Source organism: Nocardia sp. NPDC003979, assembly GCF_053605015.1.
On the sequence record NZ_JBSGIJ010000004.1, the window covers coordinates 503873 to 518712 of the forward strand.

Annotated in this window: 16 protein-coding genes and 1 pseudogene; 5 read left to right on the forward strand and 12 right to left on the reverse strand. The window is 62.5% G+C overall.

From position 1 onward, the window contains the following. Nucleotides 1-26 precede the first annotated feature (26 nt). Nucleotides 27-377 (forward strand): nitroreductase family deazaflavin-dependent oxidoreductase, encoded by a 351-nt coding sequence (locus ACWEVR_RS12085; protein WP_452466951.1) that lies wholly within the window; start codon nt 27-29, stop codon nt 375-377. A 174-nt stretch (nt 378-551) separates the two neighbouring features. On the opposite strand, the gene ACWEVR_RS12090 is transcribed toward ACWEVR_RS12085, so the two are convergent. From ACWEVR_RS12090 to ACWEVR_RS12115, 6 genes are all read right to left on the reverse strand, one after another. Then, complete coding sequence (locus ACWEVR_RS12090; RefSeq protein ID WP_452466952.1) at nt 552-734, reverse strand: DUF1918 domain-containing protein; 183 nt, start codon at nt 732-734, stop codon at nt 552-554. A 252-nt stretch (nt 735-986) separates the two neighbouring features. Further along, the gene (locus ACWEVR_RS12095; RefSeq protein WP_452466953.1) at nt 987-1109 is read right to left on the reverse strand and encodes a hypothetical protein; all 123 of its coding nucleotides are present in this window, start codon (nt 1107-1109) and stop codon (nt 987-989) included. A gap of 279 nt (nt 1110-1388) precedes the next feature. After that, the gene (locus ACWEVR_RS12100) at nt 1389-2729 is read right to left on the reverse strand and encodes a tyrosine-type recombinase/integrase (RefSeq protein WP_452466954.1); all 1341 of its coding nucleotides are present in this window, start codon (nt 2727-2729) and stop codon (nt 1389-1391) included. 150 nt (nt 2730-2879) lie between these two features. Then, nucleotides 2880-3239, reverse strand: a complete 360-nt coding sequence (locus tag ACWEVR_RS12105; protein ID WP_452466955.1) for a helix-turn-helix domain-containing protein — start codon at nt 3237-3239, stop codon at nt 2880-2882. Between the two features lie 205 nt (nt 3240-3444). Beyond that, nucleotides 3445-3612, reverse strand: coding sequence for a hypothetical protein (locus ACWEVR_RS12110; RefSeq protein ID WP_157104661.1), 168 nt, complete (start codon nt 3610-3612; stop codon nt 3445-3447). Nucleotides 3613-3867: 255 nt separating this feature from the next. Continuing rightward, on the reverse strand, nt 3868-4086 hold the full coding sequence (locus ACWEVR_RS12115) for a hypothetical protein (RefSeq protein ID WP_452466956.1): 219 nt from the start codon (nt 4084-4086) through the stop codon (nt 3868-3870). Between the two features lie 444 nt (nt 4087-4530). On the opposite strand from ACWEVR_RS12115, the gene ACWEVR_RS12120 reads away from it, so the two are divergent. After that, the gene (locus ACWEVR_RS12120) at nt 4531-4884 is read left to right on the forward strand and encodes a histone-like nucleoid-structuring protein Lsr2 (RefSeq protein WP_452466957.1); all 354 of its coding nucleotides are present in this window, start codon (nt 4531-4533) and stop codon (nt 4882-4884) included. 90 nt (nt 4885-4974) lie between these two features. Beyond that, on the forward strand, nt 4975-5343 hold the full coding sequence (locus ACWEVR_RS12125) for a hypothetical protein (protein WP_452466958.1): 369 nt from the start codon (nt 4975-4977) through the stop codon (nt 5341-5343). A gap of 144 nt (nt 5344-5487) precedes the next feature. Here the strand turns inward: ACWEVR_RS12125 and ACWEVR_RS12130 are convergent, their stop codons facing one another. After that, nucleotides 5488-7449 carry a hypothetical protein gene (locus tag ACWEVR_RS12130; protein WP_452467035.1) on the reverse strand — a complete coding sequence of 654 codons (1962 nt, stop codon included), beginning with the start codon at nt 7447-7449 and terminating at the stop codon, nt 5488-5490. A 352-nt stretch (nt 7450-7801) separates the two neighbouring features. Next, nucleotides 7802-7930 (reverse strand): annotated as a pseudogene (locus tag ACWEVR_RS12135) (helix-turn-helix domain-containing protein); the annotation flags it as partial. Between the two features lie 1279 nt (nt 7931-9209). Here ACWEVR_RS12135 and ACWEVR_RS12140 point away from each other — a divergent pair. Both ACWEVR_RS12140 and ACWEVR_RS12145 read left to right on the forward strand, forming a co-directional pair. After that, nucleotides 9210-10139, forward strand: coding sequence for an alpha/beta hydrolase fold domain-containing protein (locus tag ACWEVR_RS12140; protein WP_452466959.1), 930 nt, complete (start codon nt 9210-9212; stop codon nt 10137-10139). 128 nt (nt 10140-10267) lie between these two features. Further along, entirely contained in the window at nt 10268-10990 is a 723-nt protein-coding gene (locus tag ACWEVR_RS12145) for a VIT1/CCC1 transporter family protein (RefSeq protein ID WP_357143682.1), read from the forward strand. A gap of 100 nt (nt 10991-11090) precedes the next feature. On the opposite strand, the gene ACWEVR_RS12150 is transcribed toward ACWEVR_RS12145, so the two are convergent. The 4 genes from ACWEVR_RS12150 to ACWEVR_RS12165 all read right to left on the reverse strand — a co-directional run bounded on the left by ACWEVR_RS12150 (nt 11091) and on the right by ACWEVR_RS12165 (nt 14679). Continuing rightward, the gene (locus tag ACWEVR_RS12150) at nt 11091-12275 is read right to left on the reverse strand and encodes a winged helix DNA-binding domain-containing protein (RefSeq protein ID WP_452466960.1); all 1185 of its coding nucleotides are present in this window, start codon (nt 12273-12275) and stop codon (nt 11091-11093) included. A 247-nt stretch (nt 12276-12522) separates the two neighbouring features. Then, a complete protein-coding gene (locus ACWEVR_RS12155) occupies nt 12523-12996 on the reverse strand; it encodes a GNAT family N-acetyltransferase (RefSeq protein WP_452466961.1) in 474 nt (157 codons plus the stop codon). Then, the gene (locus tag ACWEVR_RS12160; RefSeq protein ID WP_452466962.1) at nt 12993-14051 is read right to left on the reverse strand and encodes a zinc-dependent alcohol dehydrogenase family protein; all 1059 of its coding nucleotides are present in this window, start codon (nt 14049-14051) and stop codon (nt 12993-12995) included. Before ACWEVR_RS12160 ends, ACWEVR_RS12155 begins: the two co-directional genes overlap by 4 nt. A 175-nt stretch (nt 14052-14226) precedes the next feature. Continuing rightward, complete coding sequence (locus ACWEVR_RS12165) at nt 14227-14679, reverse strand: Hsp20/alpha crystallin family protein (protein WP_452466963.1); 453 nt, start codon at nt 14677-14679, stop codon at nt 14227-14229. Between the last annotated feature and the right edge of the window lie 161 nt (nt 14680-14840).

Genomic DNA, 14840 nt, shown 5'->3' on the forward strand with positions numbered 1-14840 from the left:
ACGGCCTCGCGTCGTAGCATGTGCCCATGGGGAGTACAGCCGAACGGCCGGCGGGGACCTTGCTGCTGTGGAAGGTGATCGGACCGCCCACGAAATTGCTGGCACCGATCAGCCCGTGGTGGGTTGTGATCGAAACCATCGGCCGCCGCAGCAGGCTTCCGCGGCGAATCCCGTTGGCCCGTGGGCCTCGCGACGGCGACACGCTGCTTTTGCTGGCTGTGCACGGGCGAGCCGCGGACTGGGTCCGCAATATCGAAGCCGACCCGCGCGTACGGATCAAGATCGGCTGGCGATGGCGCTCGGGGCAGGCGAGCGTCCATGAGCTGACCGAACCCGACTTGGCCCGGTTCAACGCCTACGCCCGCTCAGCGCAATGAATCTTCGCTATCGACGAAACCGCGGTGGCCGTCCACGTCCAGCTGAACTGACCCGGGCATCCGAGCTTCCTCTCCGCCCAGCAACTCGCCGACGCACCTGTAAGCATCGTGCGCGGCGATTCCGCGTACCGCGGTCGACAAGTTGCCTGGGATCGGCGGTGCGGCGTCCTGAGCTCAGCTCGGCTCGATCAGGCTGTCCGGCCCGGGGTAGACCAGGCTCTCGTGCCCGTCGTCGAAACGCACCACGTATGGGGGTTCCCCATCAGTCCCGCGGACTTCGAGGATCTCACCCCTGCGATCCCGCATCCCCACAGCGCGGGTGTTGACAACCAGATGGTCTCCGACGTTCGCATGCATCGAGCAACCTCCCTGAGCAGTCGTTGTACGCCAGCCGAGTAGTCACTACGGTTCACAGTATGAGCTGCCGGTCAGCAACCATTGGCGCCAAACAGATACCAGGCCGATGACAATCTGCCGGCCCACCCTCCGCACGCTGTTCCAGGCTTCATGCTCGCCCTGTCCGGACTGCCCGGCGACCCGGCCGCTATCGAGGCCCTGACCGGCCTCGCCGACTCGGCCACCCACCGCCAACGCTGAACAGTGGCGCTGTCAGCGGAAGGCGTCCACGTATTCGACGGGAGTGGTCTCCAGCATCTGGGTGCGCGCCTCCTCGTCGGTGAGTTCGAGGCAGGTGAGATCGCGGCCGGTGGCCTCGGCCACGATCCGCTGCACAGCGGTATCCGAGGCGACCGCCGGTGACGACAGAGGCCCCGCATCGGACGTCTCCGATGCGGGGCCTCGAACGAAAAGTGCTGCTACGAGCTACTTTTCAATCACACGCCATCACTACTTCTGCGCAGCCTTGAACTCACGACGACGCCGGTGCAGGATCGGCTCGGTATACCTATTTCGGCCTCACTACCTAGCCTGACCTGTAGCTATTGCTGAGAGAGGTTGGCGTGTGACCGTTTTGTGGCCGTTTTGCGCGAGGTCAGTCGACATGACCGGTCCTCATCGGGCATCAGCCAGATCGACGACCCGACGTTCGTCGGGAACGTAGTGCTGTGCGGTGACAGGCGAATCCACCTCGTGCCCAAGGATCAGCCGAGCTGCTGGCAAGTCGTACTTTTCCGCGACACGGGTTGCGCGCGTGGAGCGCAAAGTCCTAGGCGTGGACCATTGCAGGCCGGTTTCCTTCACGACCTTGCTCCAAGTTAGCGACATCTGCTCAGACCTCACCACCTTTCCCGTTCGAGATGGGAGCACCAGTCGATGTCCAGGTTTCGCGCCGATCCTTCGACGCCGCAGCATAGCCATACATGCGGAGCCGACTTTGATCGTGCGCATCGACTTCGCCGTCTTGGTGAAGGGCTGCCGATACGCGACGCAGACCACGTCCTCGTCGTCGAAATCCGGCCAGCCCCTGGGGAAGACGATCTCATCGTCCCGGAGGTTGTACTGCTCGACGATGCTCTTGACCTGATGTACGCGCAGCTCGGTATCGATGATGGTGCCCGCAACCGTCACTTCGCATCGGTCGTAGTCGACGTCATCGTCCAGCCGCACTGCAAGCGCTTCGCTCGGGCGCGCAGCAAGTTCGTAAGCAAGAAGCGTGAAGTCCATGTATCGCTGCTCGAACCAACGGCAGGCGTTGGGACGAGGAAAATAGCAACGCTCCGCCTCCCAGTATCGGCTCATCTCGTCTGCACTGAACGGCCGCGGCTCATCAGTAAAGTACGGGTTGACAGCACTTCGCAGGCCCGCGCGGCCGCTGGGCACCTTGGTTGCCCCACCCTTCCCTGCCACGCTGTTCACCGGATTGTCGTCACGGAGTCCGTCGTCGATCAACAACTGGAACGCGTTGCGCAGGATCGACTTCTGCCTGTTCTTCTTGTACGCGGTCCCGGTCATCTGCTCCAGATGGATTCGGACATGGAACGGCCTAGTCTCCGATGCCCTCATCTTGCCCAGCACCGAACCCGAAATCGTGATCTTGTCTTTGTTGCCGCGACCCTTCGCTGCGGGATAGATCTCGCGCCGATAATGTTTGGCGTTCTGAGGTCGCTTCGTGGCATCGCGCTCATAGCGATGAAGCCATGCCTGGCACAGTTCCTCGACGGTCACATTCGAGCTGTACGTACCGAGCGACTCGGCCCTCGGCTTCCACTCCGCGATACGCCTTTTCAGATTTGCGCGGGCTTTCGGCTTGCTATTACCAGAAGCGTGCAGCTTCGACGGCTCTCCGTACGGCTCGCCCACCAGACAGTAAATCTGGAATGTACGGCGTGCAGCGTTCCACTTCGGCTCGCTGAAGTTGCCCGGAACTCCGGGCGCCAGTTCGATCTGAGACATGGTTCACCGACTTCCCGGGCACTCGTCCTCCTCGGCCCGCTCGGGCTCTGCAATCAGCCATGACTTCCAGCGAGAGCGTAGGAAGTCCAGGACAAGCATGAAAGCCCGTAAAGATAGCTGCAAGTTGGCTATTAGAGTTCGCGAGTAGCACTAGGCATCTCCGACCGTGTGCTCTTCTATGAAGGCGCGTAGAGCATCCCATGGATACAGGACCCTGCGGCCGTACTTCACATAGGAGGGACCGACGCCACGGTGCCGGTCATTGGCGAGCTTCCCGACCGAAGTTCGCAGGTACTTCGCTGCTTCTGCCGGAGTTGCCAACTGACTGCGGACGGGCTCTGAACGCGGGATTCGCTGCAGCAGCCTCAAAAGTGCATCTGCTGCAGCAACATCGAGAACGGATAGGTCTCGAGGGCCGACGACGCGGACTGCGTCGAGTTCGGCATCATCATCAGGCCCAACCGGGCAGTTAGCCGGATTCGGCGAAGAGGATTGACTGGAAGGTGACATGACAGAACTCCTGTAACCCTGTCAACAGCTCTTCCACAGTCCATGAAACCCGAAATTTCGTCTGGGCGCCAGCCGATTCACACGAAGTGACGAACCCGTCGCGGCCAGACCCTGGTGTGCACGGGGCCACGGGACAGTGCTGCGTGGACACCAGGCCCCTCACCTGTCAGCAAACCCCGCTGGAGGTGTACGGCGGGACACTCGGTCAGCCGCGATATTCCCAGCCTTCGGGCCGCCAGCCGTCCGGCATGCGCTCTTTCGCATACTCGATCATGATCCTTAGCAGCTCGGAGCGGTTCGGCTCACCCGCTTTGGTAAGCAGATCTTCAGCCACTGCGCGTTCGTCGAGAGCTTCGATCTGCTCGTCTGCCATGCGGAGCCCGATAATCGGCCGACGTGGCCCTGATCTTGGCACTCGGTGTTACCTCCTGGCGAAGTAATGACGATAGCGGCGACAGCTGGCCTGTAGCATAGGCCGCGGCTCGGATGGGGTTGGCGAAGATGAGTCAGGCCGGGCTCCGATGACTTCTCGGAACCCGCCCTCACCTGCACTTATTGTGGAGCTAAGGGAATCGAACCCCTAATCTTCTGGGTTCGGGTACTCCCGCCTACCTACCAGGCAGGCGACTCAGAAGGTGTAGTGCTTCGACAGAACCTGCCCGTTGTACTTGCCGCCCTGGCACACATGCTTCCAACCTTTCGGCTGATACATCTTCTGAACGACGATGTGCCCTCCACCCTTCACACAGAGCATGCTGTTGGAATCAGCCTGGGCCGCGCCGGCATTGATCACCACAACAGCAGTACCGATGAAGGTGCTCGCAATGGCAAAGATGGCTTTTCGCATGGGTCCTCCCCCGCCTCGGATTGGATATCACTCGTCCACGGCCACGGAGCCTCCCGGCACGGTCATGGCGAGTGAATTGGCCTGCGCAACATATCATTCCATGCAACGCCATGCCAGATCGATTTGAGGCTGTAGCCAGCGACCGATAGCACTCGAATCACCCGCCAACTCATGCCATGCGGGCCAACAACGCAACTGCATGCCGGAACCCAACAGAGAACGATCGTCGTGAACGACACGAGCCCCACCAAGCTCGATCATTTTTAACATCAGATCTCTCCTCGAATGCACCGACACCATCGCGAAGACGGCCACCCAACTCGAGCCCGCCTCGGGCAACGTGCGCTCGAGATTTGTCCGGTTCAAGGAAGCTGATCTCCGCATCCGCTCCACCTGCGACTACCCTCACACAGTCACAACCAGACACAACAGACAGGAAATCGCATGGCACGCAAGGTCGTTGTCACCCTCATCGACGACTACGACGGCACATCCACCGCTGAAGAAGCCGTTACCTTCGCCATCGACGGACACACCTACGAAATCGACCTGTCCGAAACCAACGCCACCAAACTGCGCAACACCTTCGAACAATGGACCCCCTACGCTCGGCGAACCAGCCGCACCAAAAGCAGCAACACCCGCCGACACGCCACCACGACCCCCGCCACCCGGACGGGTCGCCGGACCGACCTCGTCGCCATCAGGGCTTGGGCGATCGAAAACGGCCACACAGTCTCCACCCGTGGCCGGATCTCCACCGACATCATCGCCGCCTACGACAAAGCCTCAGCGTAATCACCGACCCTGCACTGCGGAACCCACCCTGGAGCCTTCGGGCCTGTACCCGGATCAGCCGATGCGAGCCACTGCACACTCACCGAGTCGTTGACTGGGATCGTCGTCGGCAGCCTGGTGCGCGCCAACCTCTACAACTCGTACGACCAGTCGTTCACCGTCGTTGCCGAAGTAGACCGATCCCCCGATGGCAGACTGCAGCTGGCTGGCATCGCGTTGACCAACGGAGACAATCAGCCCTCAGGAGCACTCATCTCAATCTGTCCGGCCGAGACAAACGAGCTCCCCTCCGACATGTCCCCGGAAGCGATTGCTACTGAAATCGGCAATTTGTCGACTAGCGGTGGGATCTACTCTGAGCTCACCGTGGTCGGAGCCTCGCCGCAGGGCAACGCGGCATCGACGATCAAACCGCCGATGTGGTCCCATCGGCGCGCGGCTCAAGGCCGAGCGACTTGACGTAGGCCACAACCTTGCCAAGGCCATCTGGGCTGGCCAACATAGCCATGACATCGCCGCGACGCGTCGAAGAGTTAGCAGCGCTCCTTCCGGCACCGTCCGCTGAAGACGATCCATCAGGATCCTAGTGCTTGCGAGGCACTTCTAGTTCAGAAGCGTGGCGATACGTACGACAATAGAAACCAGAGTGACCAGTTGCGCTACTGCGGCAATTCCCTTTCGACTGCCGCTATGCCGTTTCTGCTTCCCAAGGAGATCCGCCTCCGATCGGACCTCGTCGATATCAGCCATGGATATGCTTGGCACGGTTGTCTGCCACGATAATCCGTACACGGGATACGGCCCACTGTTGCTGTGCAGGTCCGCTGATGTTCGACAATGTATGCCGACTGCATCGCTAACTCGTTCTTGGATAGACTTTCGCAATATGCGTGAGTGTGGTGTGGCGTACTCCTTGGTCGAAGTTTGCTCGTAGCATCGAACGAGGAGCTTGCGCTTTCGTCCGTGATTGCCTTCCGTTAGAACAATGTCGCATATCAACAACGCCTTGCGAGTCATGAAATTGTCCAGAACCTCACTCAGCGATTTGACCGCAGGCGTGATGTCCGCTTCGCCTCGCGGCTCAAGGTATGGCACGGATGGGGCTACTAGGGTGAACGTTGGAAGCAGAGGTGCGGTGAGTTCAAGTTGCCGTGGAAAAAACTCAAGGCCCATCGTCATGAGTCGTCCGCCCGTATCAAAACTTACCCCAGAGCTACCGTTGATGACCGCCAACGGGGGCCGATGCTCCTCAACCGGTTTGCCCGGTGTGAAGATTCGCGTGAGAGCAGACATCTCATCCAGCGCATCGTGACAGATCTCGGCAACGGAGTTTATCGATGCTTCCACGGATTCACCAGGCACATCAGGCAATTCAAAGATGGCGAAGGAAACCGACGACCTGTCCCGACCGGGAAGAAACAGAAACAGAAGGCCAGCTATCCAAGACAGAATCGCCGCAGCCAATGCTGCTGTCAGCGCGCCGGGATGATCGGCCAGGGTTGCCCCCGACCCGACCACCGTCACCGCTAACGAGACGCCGACCGCCGCACCGAGCAATCCGCCGAGGGCACCTGCGGTTGAATTGATAAAATAAGTAACTATCAACGATGGTATCAATACCGAGATGGCCATTGCGATCGCCAGCAGATTATCTCCGATGACGGGCAGCGATATTTTGCTGATGGAGTGCGCAGCCCAGGCAAGTATCGCCACGAGCGCTGAAACGACTGCGCCTAGCACGACTGCGAAAAGAGCATGATTGATCACAAGGAAACGCCATACTCGAAGCAGACGCGCAAGGAGCGAGGGTGCCGTATGAAGGTTACGATATTTCGCCCACGGGAGGTGTAATACTCTGAAGTCAACTCCAAGCTCTAAACGCCGGCGCCAAACCAACAAGCACGATATTCCAATCATAAGGAAGATGGATACGATCCAGGATAGTGGCAATAGCACTGAAAAATACTGGCCAACTAGACTCTTTCCCGTCGACGGCCTGACGAGAAAATATAGCTGCCACCCAATCGACAGTAATCCGACGTAAGCGAAGGGCCAGGTAAGCCAAAAGTGTGCGGCTTGGCGTTTTGGCCATTTTGATCCGGACGATCCTATCATCACTGGACGACCAAACCAGTTTCGAGCATGACCGACTTCGCGCCAGTCCCAGAGAACATCGCAGTGAAGTGCGAGGACGGCAGAAAGTGCCGCTGCTGCAAGTTGCCTGCTGTCGGTGATCGAGATGGCGATGATCGAAAGCACAGTCAGCGCCGCCAAGCCGCCGCGCGAGTGCAAGATCAACCTGTCGATCTGTCGCTCACGCTCGATCCTGCCAAACAGGACGAAGGCTCCATGAAACTCTCTGTTAGCCAGCTGCGTCCAAGCCTCGCGTAGATTGGGATACGACCGGGCGAAACGAACTTGAAAAACCGCATGGTCGATCAGGTCGACCAGCACGCCGCCGACTAGCCCCCAGACCAGAAGGCTCGGACTGGGCGTCTGTCCCGCCGCAAGACAGACCGCCGCCGGTGCCGCGAGCGAAACACCCGCGTGCGCTACGAGATTCATTTTGCGACTCTAGCAGCGCACTCGGTGGCGGAGTTTCAAAAGTAGCACTCGGACCGCCCGAGCCCACGGGTGCGGTGAACTGCGGATCACGATGCCAGTCGATCGGCTTGACTGCGAAACTCGCCCCGTGCCACCAGGGTAGGCCAGCCAGCCAGACCCCGTTGCACGGTTTGGCCAGTTCAGCTGCACAGCGCGCCACTGGCGCGCGGCGGCGGGGTTGCAATTCGCCGCAGCCACTGTGACCCGGGCGACATGACCTGCCGCTGGTTTGCGGCTCAACGATCAGCACGGCACCACGAGGGAACCGGGTGCGGGACAATAGCGCCAACGCTGGTCCGGGGTCCTCGATCACCCGTGCCGCAGCCGATTTCGAAATGCCGAACACGGCCGCGAGTTGCCGCATGGTGAGGTTAGTTCGCCCGTAGGGGGCCACCAGCAGCACTCGGTCTTCGAAGCACAAGCCCCACGGGCGGCCGCACAACGGACGGTCAGCGCCCCCGCGCCGTAACTGTGTGATCAGGCGCGCGAACGTGGCTGGCTGCAGCCCCGGAAAACAACTCCACCATCACCGCGTCAGACGCCGAGATCACCACCGGCGAGACGATACCTGTTGCCGCTCAACGCCTTACGGGGCATACCTTAGAGACCGCCAACGACTGATCTCGGTGGCGCTTATAGGCGTCGTACTGCCGAACGCTACGACTGACAACCCCTGAACGCCGCCGCGGCCGTGGTCGGCCTGAGACTTGCCAACATCTGGGATCGTCACCCAGGACACATTGGCCAGGTTCAAGGTCTAGAGGTGCCAAGAACTGTCGGACGACAGCGTGGACCGGGCCGCGTCCGCGGTACTCGACCCCAACACAGATTAATCACACAGAAATAGCCGGAAACAGCGGGAAACGATGGGAAGCAACCAGGATACAGCGCGCGCTAAAGTCCGGCTCTACCAGTAAATTTAGGAACTTTCAGGTAGCTTCCGGACGACGTAAACCGTGGTCAAGTGGTCGCAGGTCAATCCTCCGCCAACCGCCATGCCCGGAGCGGCGGTTGGCGGCGAAGATCGCTGGATCAGAAGGGCTTCAGTGCGATCATGTCGTCAGTCCAGCACCAAAGACGTCCGCCGAATCAGACGGTGTGCGTAGTGGTCGAATCGCCCTCCGGACACAACGCTTTTTATTGATTTACCTCTCTGACCTGCACATATAGCCGTGTGCACTGAGGTCAGCCGAGTCTGGTAAGCCGCGAAAACACAGGTAGGAGCCCGTGGGGGTTCAACACGGGTCAATCTGAGAGATCCTTGAGAAACTGACGGCATCGCGGATCATCGGACCTCCCTGCCGCAGACGACATCCACCGATCTCCACGCCCCGGCGCGACGAACAACCCGAGCGCCTACGCCGCTCCGACCGCGACCATTAGGAGCGCTCGCATTCAGCATGCTGGTCGACAACAGCGCTGACCCACGGTCGAGATTGCACAGAAGGTCCCGGCAGAGACCGGGTACTCGATGCCTGGCACTCGCCATGGCGCTGATCGCGATCCACGTCGGCAATTCCTAAGACCTGGGCTTATGCCTGCACCCCATGCCGAAAGAGTTGTCGCCCTGCTGCGCCAAGCTGGAAATGACGGCGCGAACATCGAGAAGCCTAGACACAATCCTCAGCGGTCCAGGACTGTCGCGTAGTGATACAGAATACTCGAGCCCACGCGTCACCGGTCACCGTCGACAGCACATCCAGCAGATGTGGAGGAAGCCTGTGAACATCCCCGATCGACTTGTCCCGATCTATCTCCGGGCTACCCGTAAGAATGCGCCTTTCATCACCGCCGAGGGCGCCGCGGAGGCAATACAGAACCAGGCACTGCGCCCCACGTCCTACAACCCACCGGCAAAACTTCGCCCCGACGTAACCATCAGCGTAAGACGAGAGGAGGAGTACCCGATCTACACTGTGACGCCCAGGCTGACCACCCCCACCGGCAGCGTCATCTACACACACGGCGGGGGCTGGGTTCACGAGATCAGTTCCGAGCATTGGGCATTGGTCGCGCAGATCGCCGCAGAAGCGAGCGTGGCGGTCACCGTCCCGATCTACAAGCTGTTGCCCTACGGCGACGCCACCCAGGCGAACGAACTCATTCTCCGGCTCTTTCACGATCTGAAGAACCAACACGGCAATGTGCGACTTGCCGGCGACTCCGCGGGCGGCCAGATCACACTTTCCGCCGCGCTGTCCCTTCGCGACCAAGGCGTCGAGAACATTCACACCGTACTCATCTCTCCTGCACTGGAGCTGACCCTCTCGAACCCGAGGATTCCCGCGGTGCTCCCCACCGACCCTTGGCTCGGGGTCGACGGGACACGCGTGCTGGCTGAGAACTGGGCCGCAGACCTCCCGATGAACGACCCGAAAGTCAGCCCGCTCCTCGGCGATATGCGCGGCCTCGGCCCGATGCTGCTCTTCTCTGGAACTCATGACGTCCTCAACCCCGACGCGCACCTTCTTGTCGACAAGGCTCGCGCGGCGGGTATGGACGTGACCTTCATCGAGCGGCCCGGTGCCGTGCATGTCTTCCCGCTACTTCCGACGCGCAGTGCGAAAGCCGCTCGCGAGCGCATCGTGGAGATTCTTCGCCATCGACGCGAAGTCAGCCGATCCGACCCCGCAAGCGGGTCCGCAGGTTGAATAACGGGGTGTGGCCAGCATGACTCGACATGGAGCTCACCAGCCCTGTGCGGACGGCGGTACCGATCCGACGGGCGTAGCCAGGTCTCGTGGACAAACGGTGCGATGAGCTCGTTTAGGCTGATCGGGTGCAGGACTCGCCGACCGACACCCACCCGCACGAACCCCATGCCGAGGGCCTCGCCTCCCGGCTGAACTGGCTGCGCGCCGGGGTACTCGGCGCCAACGACGGCATCGTCTCCACCGCCGGACTGGTGGTCGGTGTCGCGGCGACGACGAACGACAGCACGACCATCCTCGCCGCGGGCGTGGCCGGACTCGTCGCGGGCGCGATCTCGATGGCGGCCGGTGAGTACGTATCGGTGAGCACTCAACGCGATTCGGAGAAGGCGCTGCTGGCCAAGGAACGGCGGGAACTGGCCGATTTCCCCGATTACGAACTGGCCGAGCTCACCGAGATCTACCAGGCCAAGGGCCTGAGCCCGGCGACCGCACGCAAGGTGGCCGAGGAACTGACCGCCCATGACGCCTTCACCGCCCACGCCGAGGCCGAACTAAAACTGGACCCGAGCGAACTCACCAATCCATGGGCCGCCGCAGGCTCCTCGGCGATCGCGTTCACCTGCGGAGCGCTGCTCCCGCTACTGGCGATCGTGCTGCCACCGGCACAGTGGCGAGTGCCGGTGACCTTCGTGGCAGTACTCGTAGCGCTCGCGCTCACCGGATCGCTGAGCGCGCGACTCGGCGGAAGCGCGCGAGGCAGAGCAGTGCTGCGGGTCGTCGTCGGCGGCGCACTGGCCATGGCAGTGACCTACGCGATCGGCACGCTCACCGACACCCTCGGCGGCTGAGCGGTCAGGGGTCTGGCCGAGATCGAGTCACCGGGTGACCCGGTCGACGACGTTGGGCAGCCTCCCCGGTTCGCCGCGCGCATCCGACATGGTCGTCGTCTCAGTCGTAGTCGACCCGAACATCGGTGGCGCCTCGCAGCTCGGCGACGAGCCGGGCTTCGACACGCAGCTCCTCGCGCACCCGTCGGCTCATCCGCCGGAACGATGTCACGGTAATGGTGAGGTTCTTTCTGTTCTTGCGTGGCCGCCAGACCCCGGCGATGACCCCGTCGGCCAGCACGGTGCCGGGAGCGCCCGCCGCCGGCCACACCGACCGCCGATGTAGCCGGTCCACGAGGGTGTCGCGGTCGCGTGCCTGGGTGAATGGATCACCGGGCGGCAGCAATCGAACTGCGCGTGCGGTAGGCGGGGACCGCAGCTCGTCCAGGTCGTCGACGTGGATCCAGGCACATCGCCCCGCGAAATCGACGGGGATGAGTTCGTCTCCCAAGGTGTTCCACCACGGGTCCACATCGCCCGCCGCGACACCCAGCCAAGCAGCGAAGTCACGGCGGTTGGACGGTCCATAGCATCGCAGAAACCGGCGTAGGAGATCGGCACGCGCGACTTCGGGGTCGGTTACGGGCAACGGCGCTCCCAACCAGTCTTCGACAAGGACGAACGGGGCTGTGCCTTCTCGGCGTGGCGCCATACAGACGATTCCGCGCAGCGTGAGGATGCGCAGGCAGAAGTGGGCAACCGCTTGCCCGAGCGGCTGGTTGCTGCCATACGGTCCAGGTGCCGCCCATGCCCTTCGTTGCGCTGTCGTCAGACCACCCGCGACCCGATCGGCCAGCTGCTCACCGAGCTCGCCGATCGCGAGTTCCCGTCCCGACAGCACCGGCCGGATCACCGAGGCCGTGTGGTCGACGATCTCGTCCAATCCCATGTCCAGGGTCAGCAATGCCTGCTCGACCCCACGGACGAGGTGCGAGCGTGACGCTTCGGTCGGCGGCACCACGCCGGTGGTGAATGTGGCGGCGTCGGCGGTCGGAAAGAAGAACGGCGCGCCGCGCAGACACCAGGTCTGCAGCAACGACTTGCCCTGGCCGACAAGCTCATCGATACGCGCTCCGGTGACACCGTCCACGCGGGCCGCCAGCGCGAGCAACGCGGAACCGGGCGGGCTGTTCTGCACCGCACAGGCACCCGTGACAGCGAGCAGGGTGTCGAAAGGTTCCCGCTCGAGCAGGTGGTGCGACCGCAGCCGGAAGCCGATCACCGCGTCTGCGTCCACCGTTGTCATCGCCACCACCTCCCGATCGAAGTCATTCGTCGAGAATCGGCCCCCGCGGCCGATCGATTCAGCGGGTCGAGCGTACGACGGAGGGCTGCGTCCCTCCCGTATCGATGAGCCCACCGAAGCCTTCGGGCAGGACCCTCAGCGTCGGCTCCAACTCGGCAAAACCGTCGAACCGGCCGACGTCGGCGATCTGATCCCCTGCTCCGCACAAAGATCGTTGGTCCGACAGGCCGAGCCCGGCTCGGGCGCCTTACAGGTGGAAGGCGATCTGGATGACACCTTCTGTGCGGTGGGCCGAGATCGGGAGATCGGAATCGATGATCAGCCGCATCGCCTTGGCATTCGCCGGCATCACCTCGGCGATGAACCGGTCGATACCGCGCGCACGGCCGCAGTCAGCGAGGCGGCCGAGCAAGTCGGTACCGATGCCATGGTGCTGTTCATCGGCGGCGACGACCATCGCGATCTCCGCGGTGACACCGTCCTCGAGAACGACGGAATTGGCCACACCGACCAACCGGTCGCCGGTGAAGGCGCCGACAGCGCAATGCGCGCGATCACTCGAAGCGATAGGACCGACCACCCGATCCAGGTCCTTGGGAGGTGGGGCGAAGAACCGGAAATAGCCGTCCCTACCCCCCAGACCGGCATGCAACGCACACACCGAGTCGCGGTCGGCGGGAGCGAGTTCCCGATAACTCACGTTCGATATCGTGGTCGTCACCGCTCCTCCTTCTTCGCTCGGGCGACCGCGACTTTCAGCGCGCCGGTTTCCGCGGCGCGCGCGAAAGTGTCGTAGGCATCGGTGAATTCGTCCATATCGAAACGGTGGGTGATCAGCGGAGTCGGATCGAGACGGGCTGATCGGATCAACTCGATCAGTCGCGGTGTCGAATCGGTGTCCACCAGACCGGTGGTGATGGTCAGATCACGACTCCAGATGTCCTGCAGAGGTAGTGACGCCGAGGCGCCGTGGACGCCGATGTTGGCGACGTGACCACCGGGCCGCACGAGATCGATGGCCAGCTCGAACGTCTCGGGTACGCCGACCGCCTCGAGCGCCACGTCGACACCCCGGCCACCGGTGAGCTCGGCGATGATCGCGGTCACCTCGTCGCGACGACTGTTGAGCACTGAATCGGCACCAAGTTCTCGTGCCGCGGCCAATCGCGCGTCGGCGATGTCGATGACGACGATGTGGCTCGGGCTGTAGAGCCGCGCCGTCATCACCGCGGCGAGCCCGATCGGTCCGGCCCCAACGATGGCGACGGTGTCGCCGGGCGACACCGCTCCGTTGCGGACGCCGACCTCGTAGCTGGTGGGCAGGATGTCGGCGAGCATCAGCATCTGCTCGTCGCTGATCCCCGACGGGATCAGATGGGTCGACATGTCGGCGAAGGGCACGCGCACCGATTCGGCATGGGTACCGTCGATTTCGTGGCCGAGCAGCCAACCGCCGCCACCGACACATTGCCCGTACCGCGCATGGCGACACGAGAAGCACACGCCGCACGCGCTGATGCAGGAGACGAGCACCCGGTCACCGGCGCGCAAGGTGCGGACCCCGCTGCCGACAGCGGTGACAGTTCCGACGGCTTCGTGGCCTAGTATCCGTCCTGGCACGACCTCGGGCACGTCGCCGCGCAGAATGTGCAGGTCGGTCCCGCAGATGGTGGCTGTGTCGACCCTGACGACGGCATCGGTGCTGTCGCGGATCGTCGGGTTGTCCACCTCACGAAAATGCGGAAGTCCCGGACCGTCATAGACCATGGCGAACATCGCGAATCTCCTTGTCTGTCAACAGCACTCGAATGTGGGAATGGCGCGCCCGCACGGCTACAGGCGTGGATCCTCGGCCGAGGGGGTCCTCGGATTCGGATAGCACTCGACCAGCCCGCGACGGCCGGGACGCGGGAAGACGGTTCCCTGGAAGCGGCCCGGCCGTGGCGGAGTGCTACTTCCCGGTCGGGCCGGCGTCCTGGGATTCGACCGGAATGTGCTTTTCCTCGGTGTCCTTTTCAGGGCCCGACAAAGGAACCGAAACGGTGAGGATGCCGTTCTTGTAGGTGGCTGTGGTGTCATCCTCGGTCGCGCTGGGCGGCAAGGCGACCGAGCGTGTGAACGAGCCGTAGGCGAACTCGCTTCGCCCCTGGGTGGTGGTGCGTTCACTGCGCTCGGCTTTGATGGTGAGCACGCCGTCGCGGACGGTGACGTCGATGTCCTCGGCGGGATCGATCCCGGGAAGTTCGGCGCGGACAAGGTATTTACCGTCAGCGACCTCGTCCTCGACCTTGATCAGCCTTCCTTCGAAGAGCGGCCGCAGATTCTGGGCGGAGGGAAAGCCCGACAACCAGTCGGTGAACTCGGGGAGCAGCGAGTGGGAGCGGTGTGCGGGGAGCAAGCTCATGGTCATCTCCTGTGCGGTGAATCGGACGTCTTCGATTCGACCAGGGGGCGAGCGAGCCGCCTAGGGACGACGGACCCCTCGACCGAGGCCCTTCGTCCCGTACGGCACGGATCCGCGGGACAACCTCGTCCCTTTCGTGCCGGGTCGTCCGGCCCTGCCCT

Excerpts from the sequence above, each read along its gene's own strand:
- ACWEVR_RS12090 (WP_452466952.1), bottom strand. The coding sequence starts at position 734 with ATGCATGCGAACGTCGGAGACCATCTGGTTGTCAACACCCGCGCTGTG.
- ACWEVR_RS12160 (WP_452466962.1), bottom strand. The coding sequence starts at position 14,051 with ATGTTCGCCATGGTCTATGACGGTCCGGGACTTCCGCATTTTCGTGAG.
- ACWEVR_RS12150 (WP_452466960.1), bottom strand. The coding sequence starts at position 12,275 with ATGACAACGGTGGACGCAGACGCGGTGATCGGCTTCCGGCTGCGGTCG.
- ACWEVR_RS12100 (WP_452466954.1), bottom strand. The coding sequence starts at position 2,729 with ATGTCTCAGATCGAACTGGCGCCCGGAGTTCCGGGCAACTTCAGCGAG.
- ACWEVR_RS12165 (WP_452466963.1), bottom strand. The coding sequence starts at position 14,679 with ATGAGCTTGCTCCCCGCACACCGCTCCCACTCGCTGCTCCCCGAGTTC.
- ACWEVR_RS12110 (WP_157104661.1), bottom strand. The coding sequence starts at position 3,612 with ATGGCAGACGAGCAGATCGAAGCTCTCGACGAACGCGCAGTGGCTGAA.
- ACWEVR_RS12120 (WP_452466957.1), top strand. The coding sequence starts at position 4,531 with ATGGCACGCAAGGTCGTTGTCACCCTCATCGACGACTACGACGGCACA.
- ACWEVR_RS12085 (WP_452466951.1), top strand. The coding sequence starts at position 27 with ATGGGGAGTACAGCCGAACGGCCGGCGGGGACCTTGCTGCTGTGGAAG.
- ACWEVR_RS12115 (WP_452466956.1), bottom strand. The coding sequence starts at position 4,086 with ATGCGAAAAGCCATCTTTGCCATTGCGAGCACCTTCATCGGTACTGCT.
- ACWEVR_RS12130 (WP_452467035.1), bottom strand. The coding sequence starts at position 7,449 with ATGAATCTCGTAGCGCACGCGGGTGTTTCGCTCGCGGCACCGGCGGCG.
- ACWEVR_RS12105 (WP_452466955.1), bottom strand. The coding sequence starts at position 3,239 with ATGTCACCTTCCAGTCAATCCTCTTCGCCGAATCCGGCTAACTGCCCG.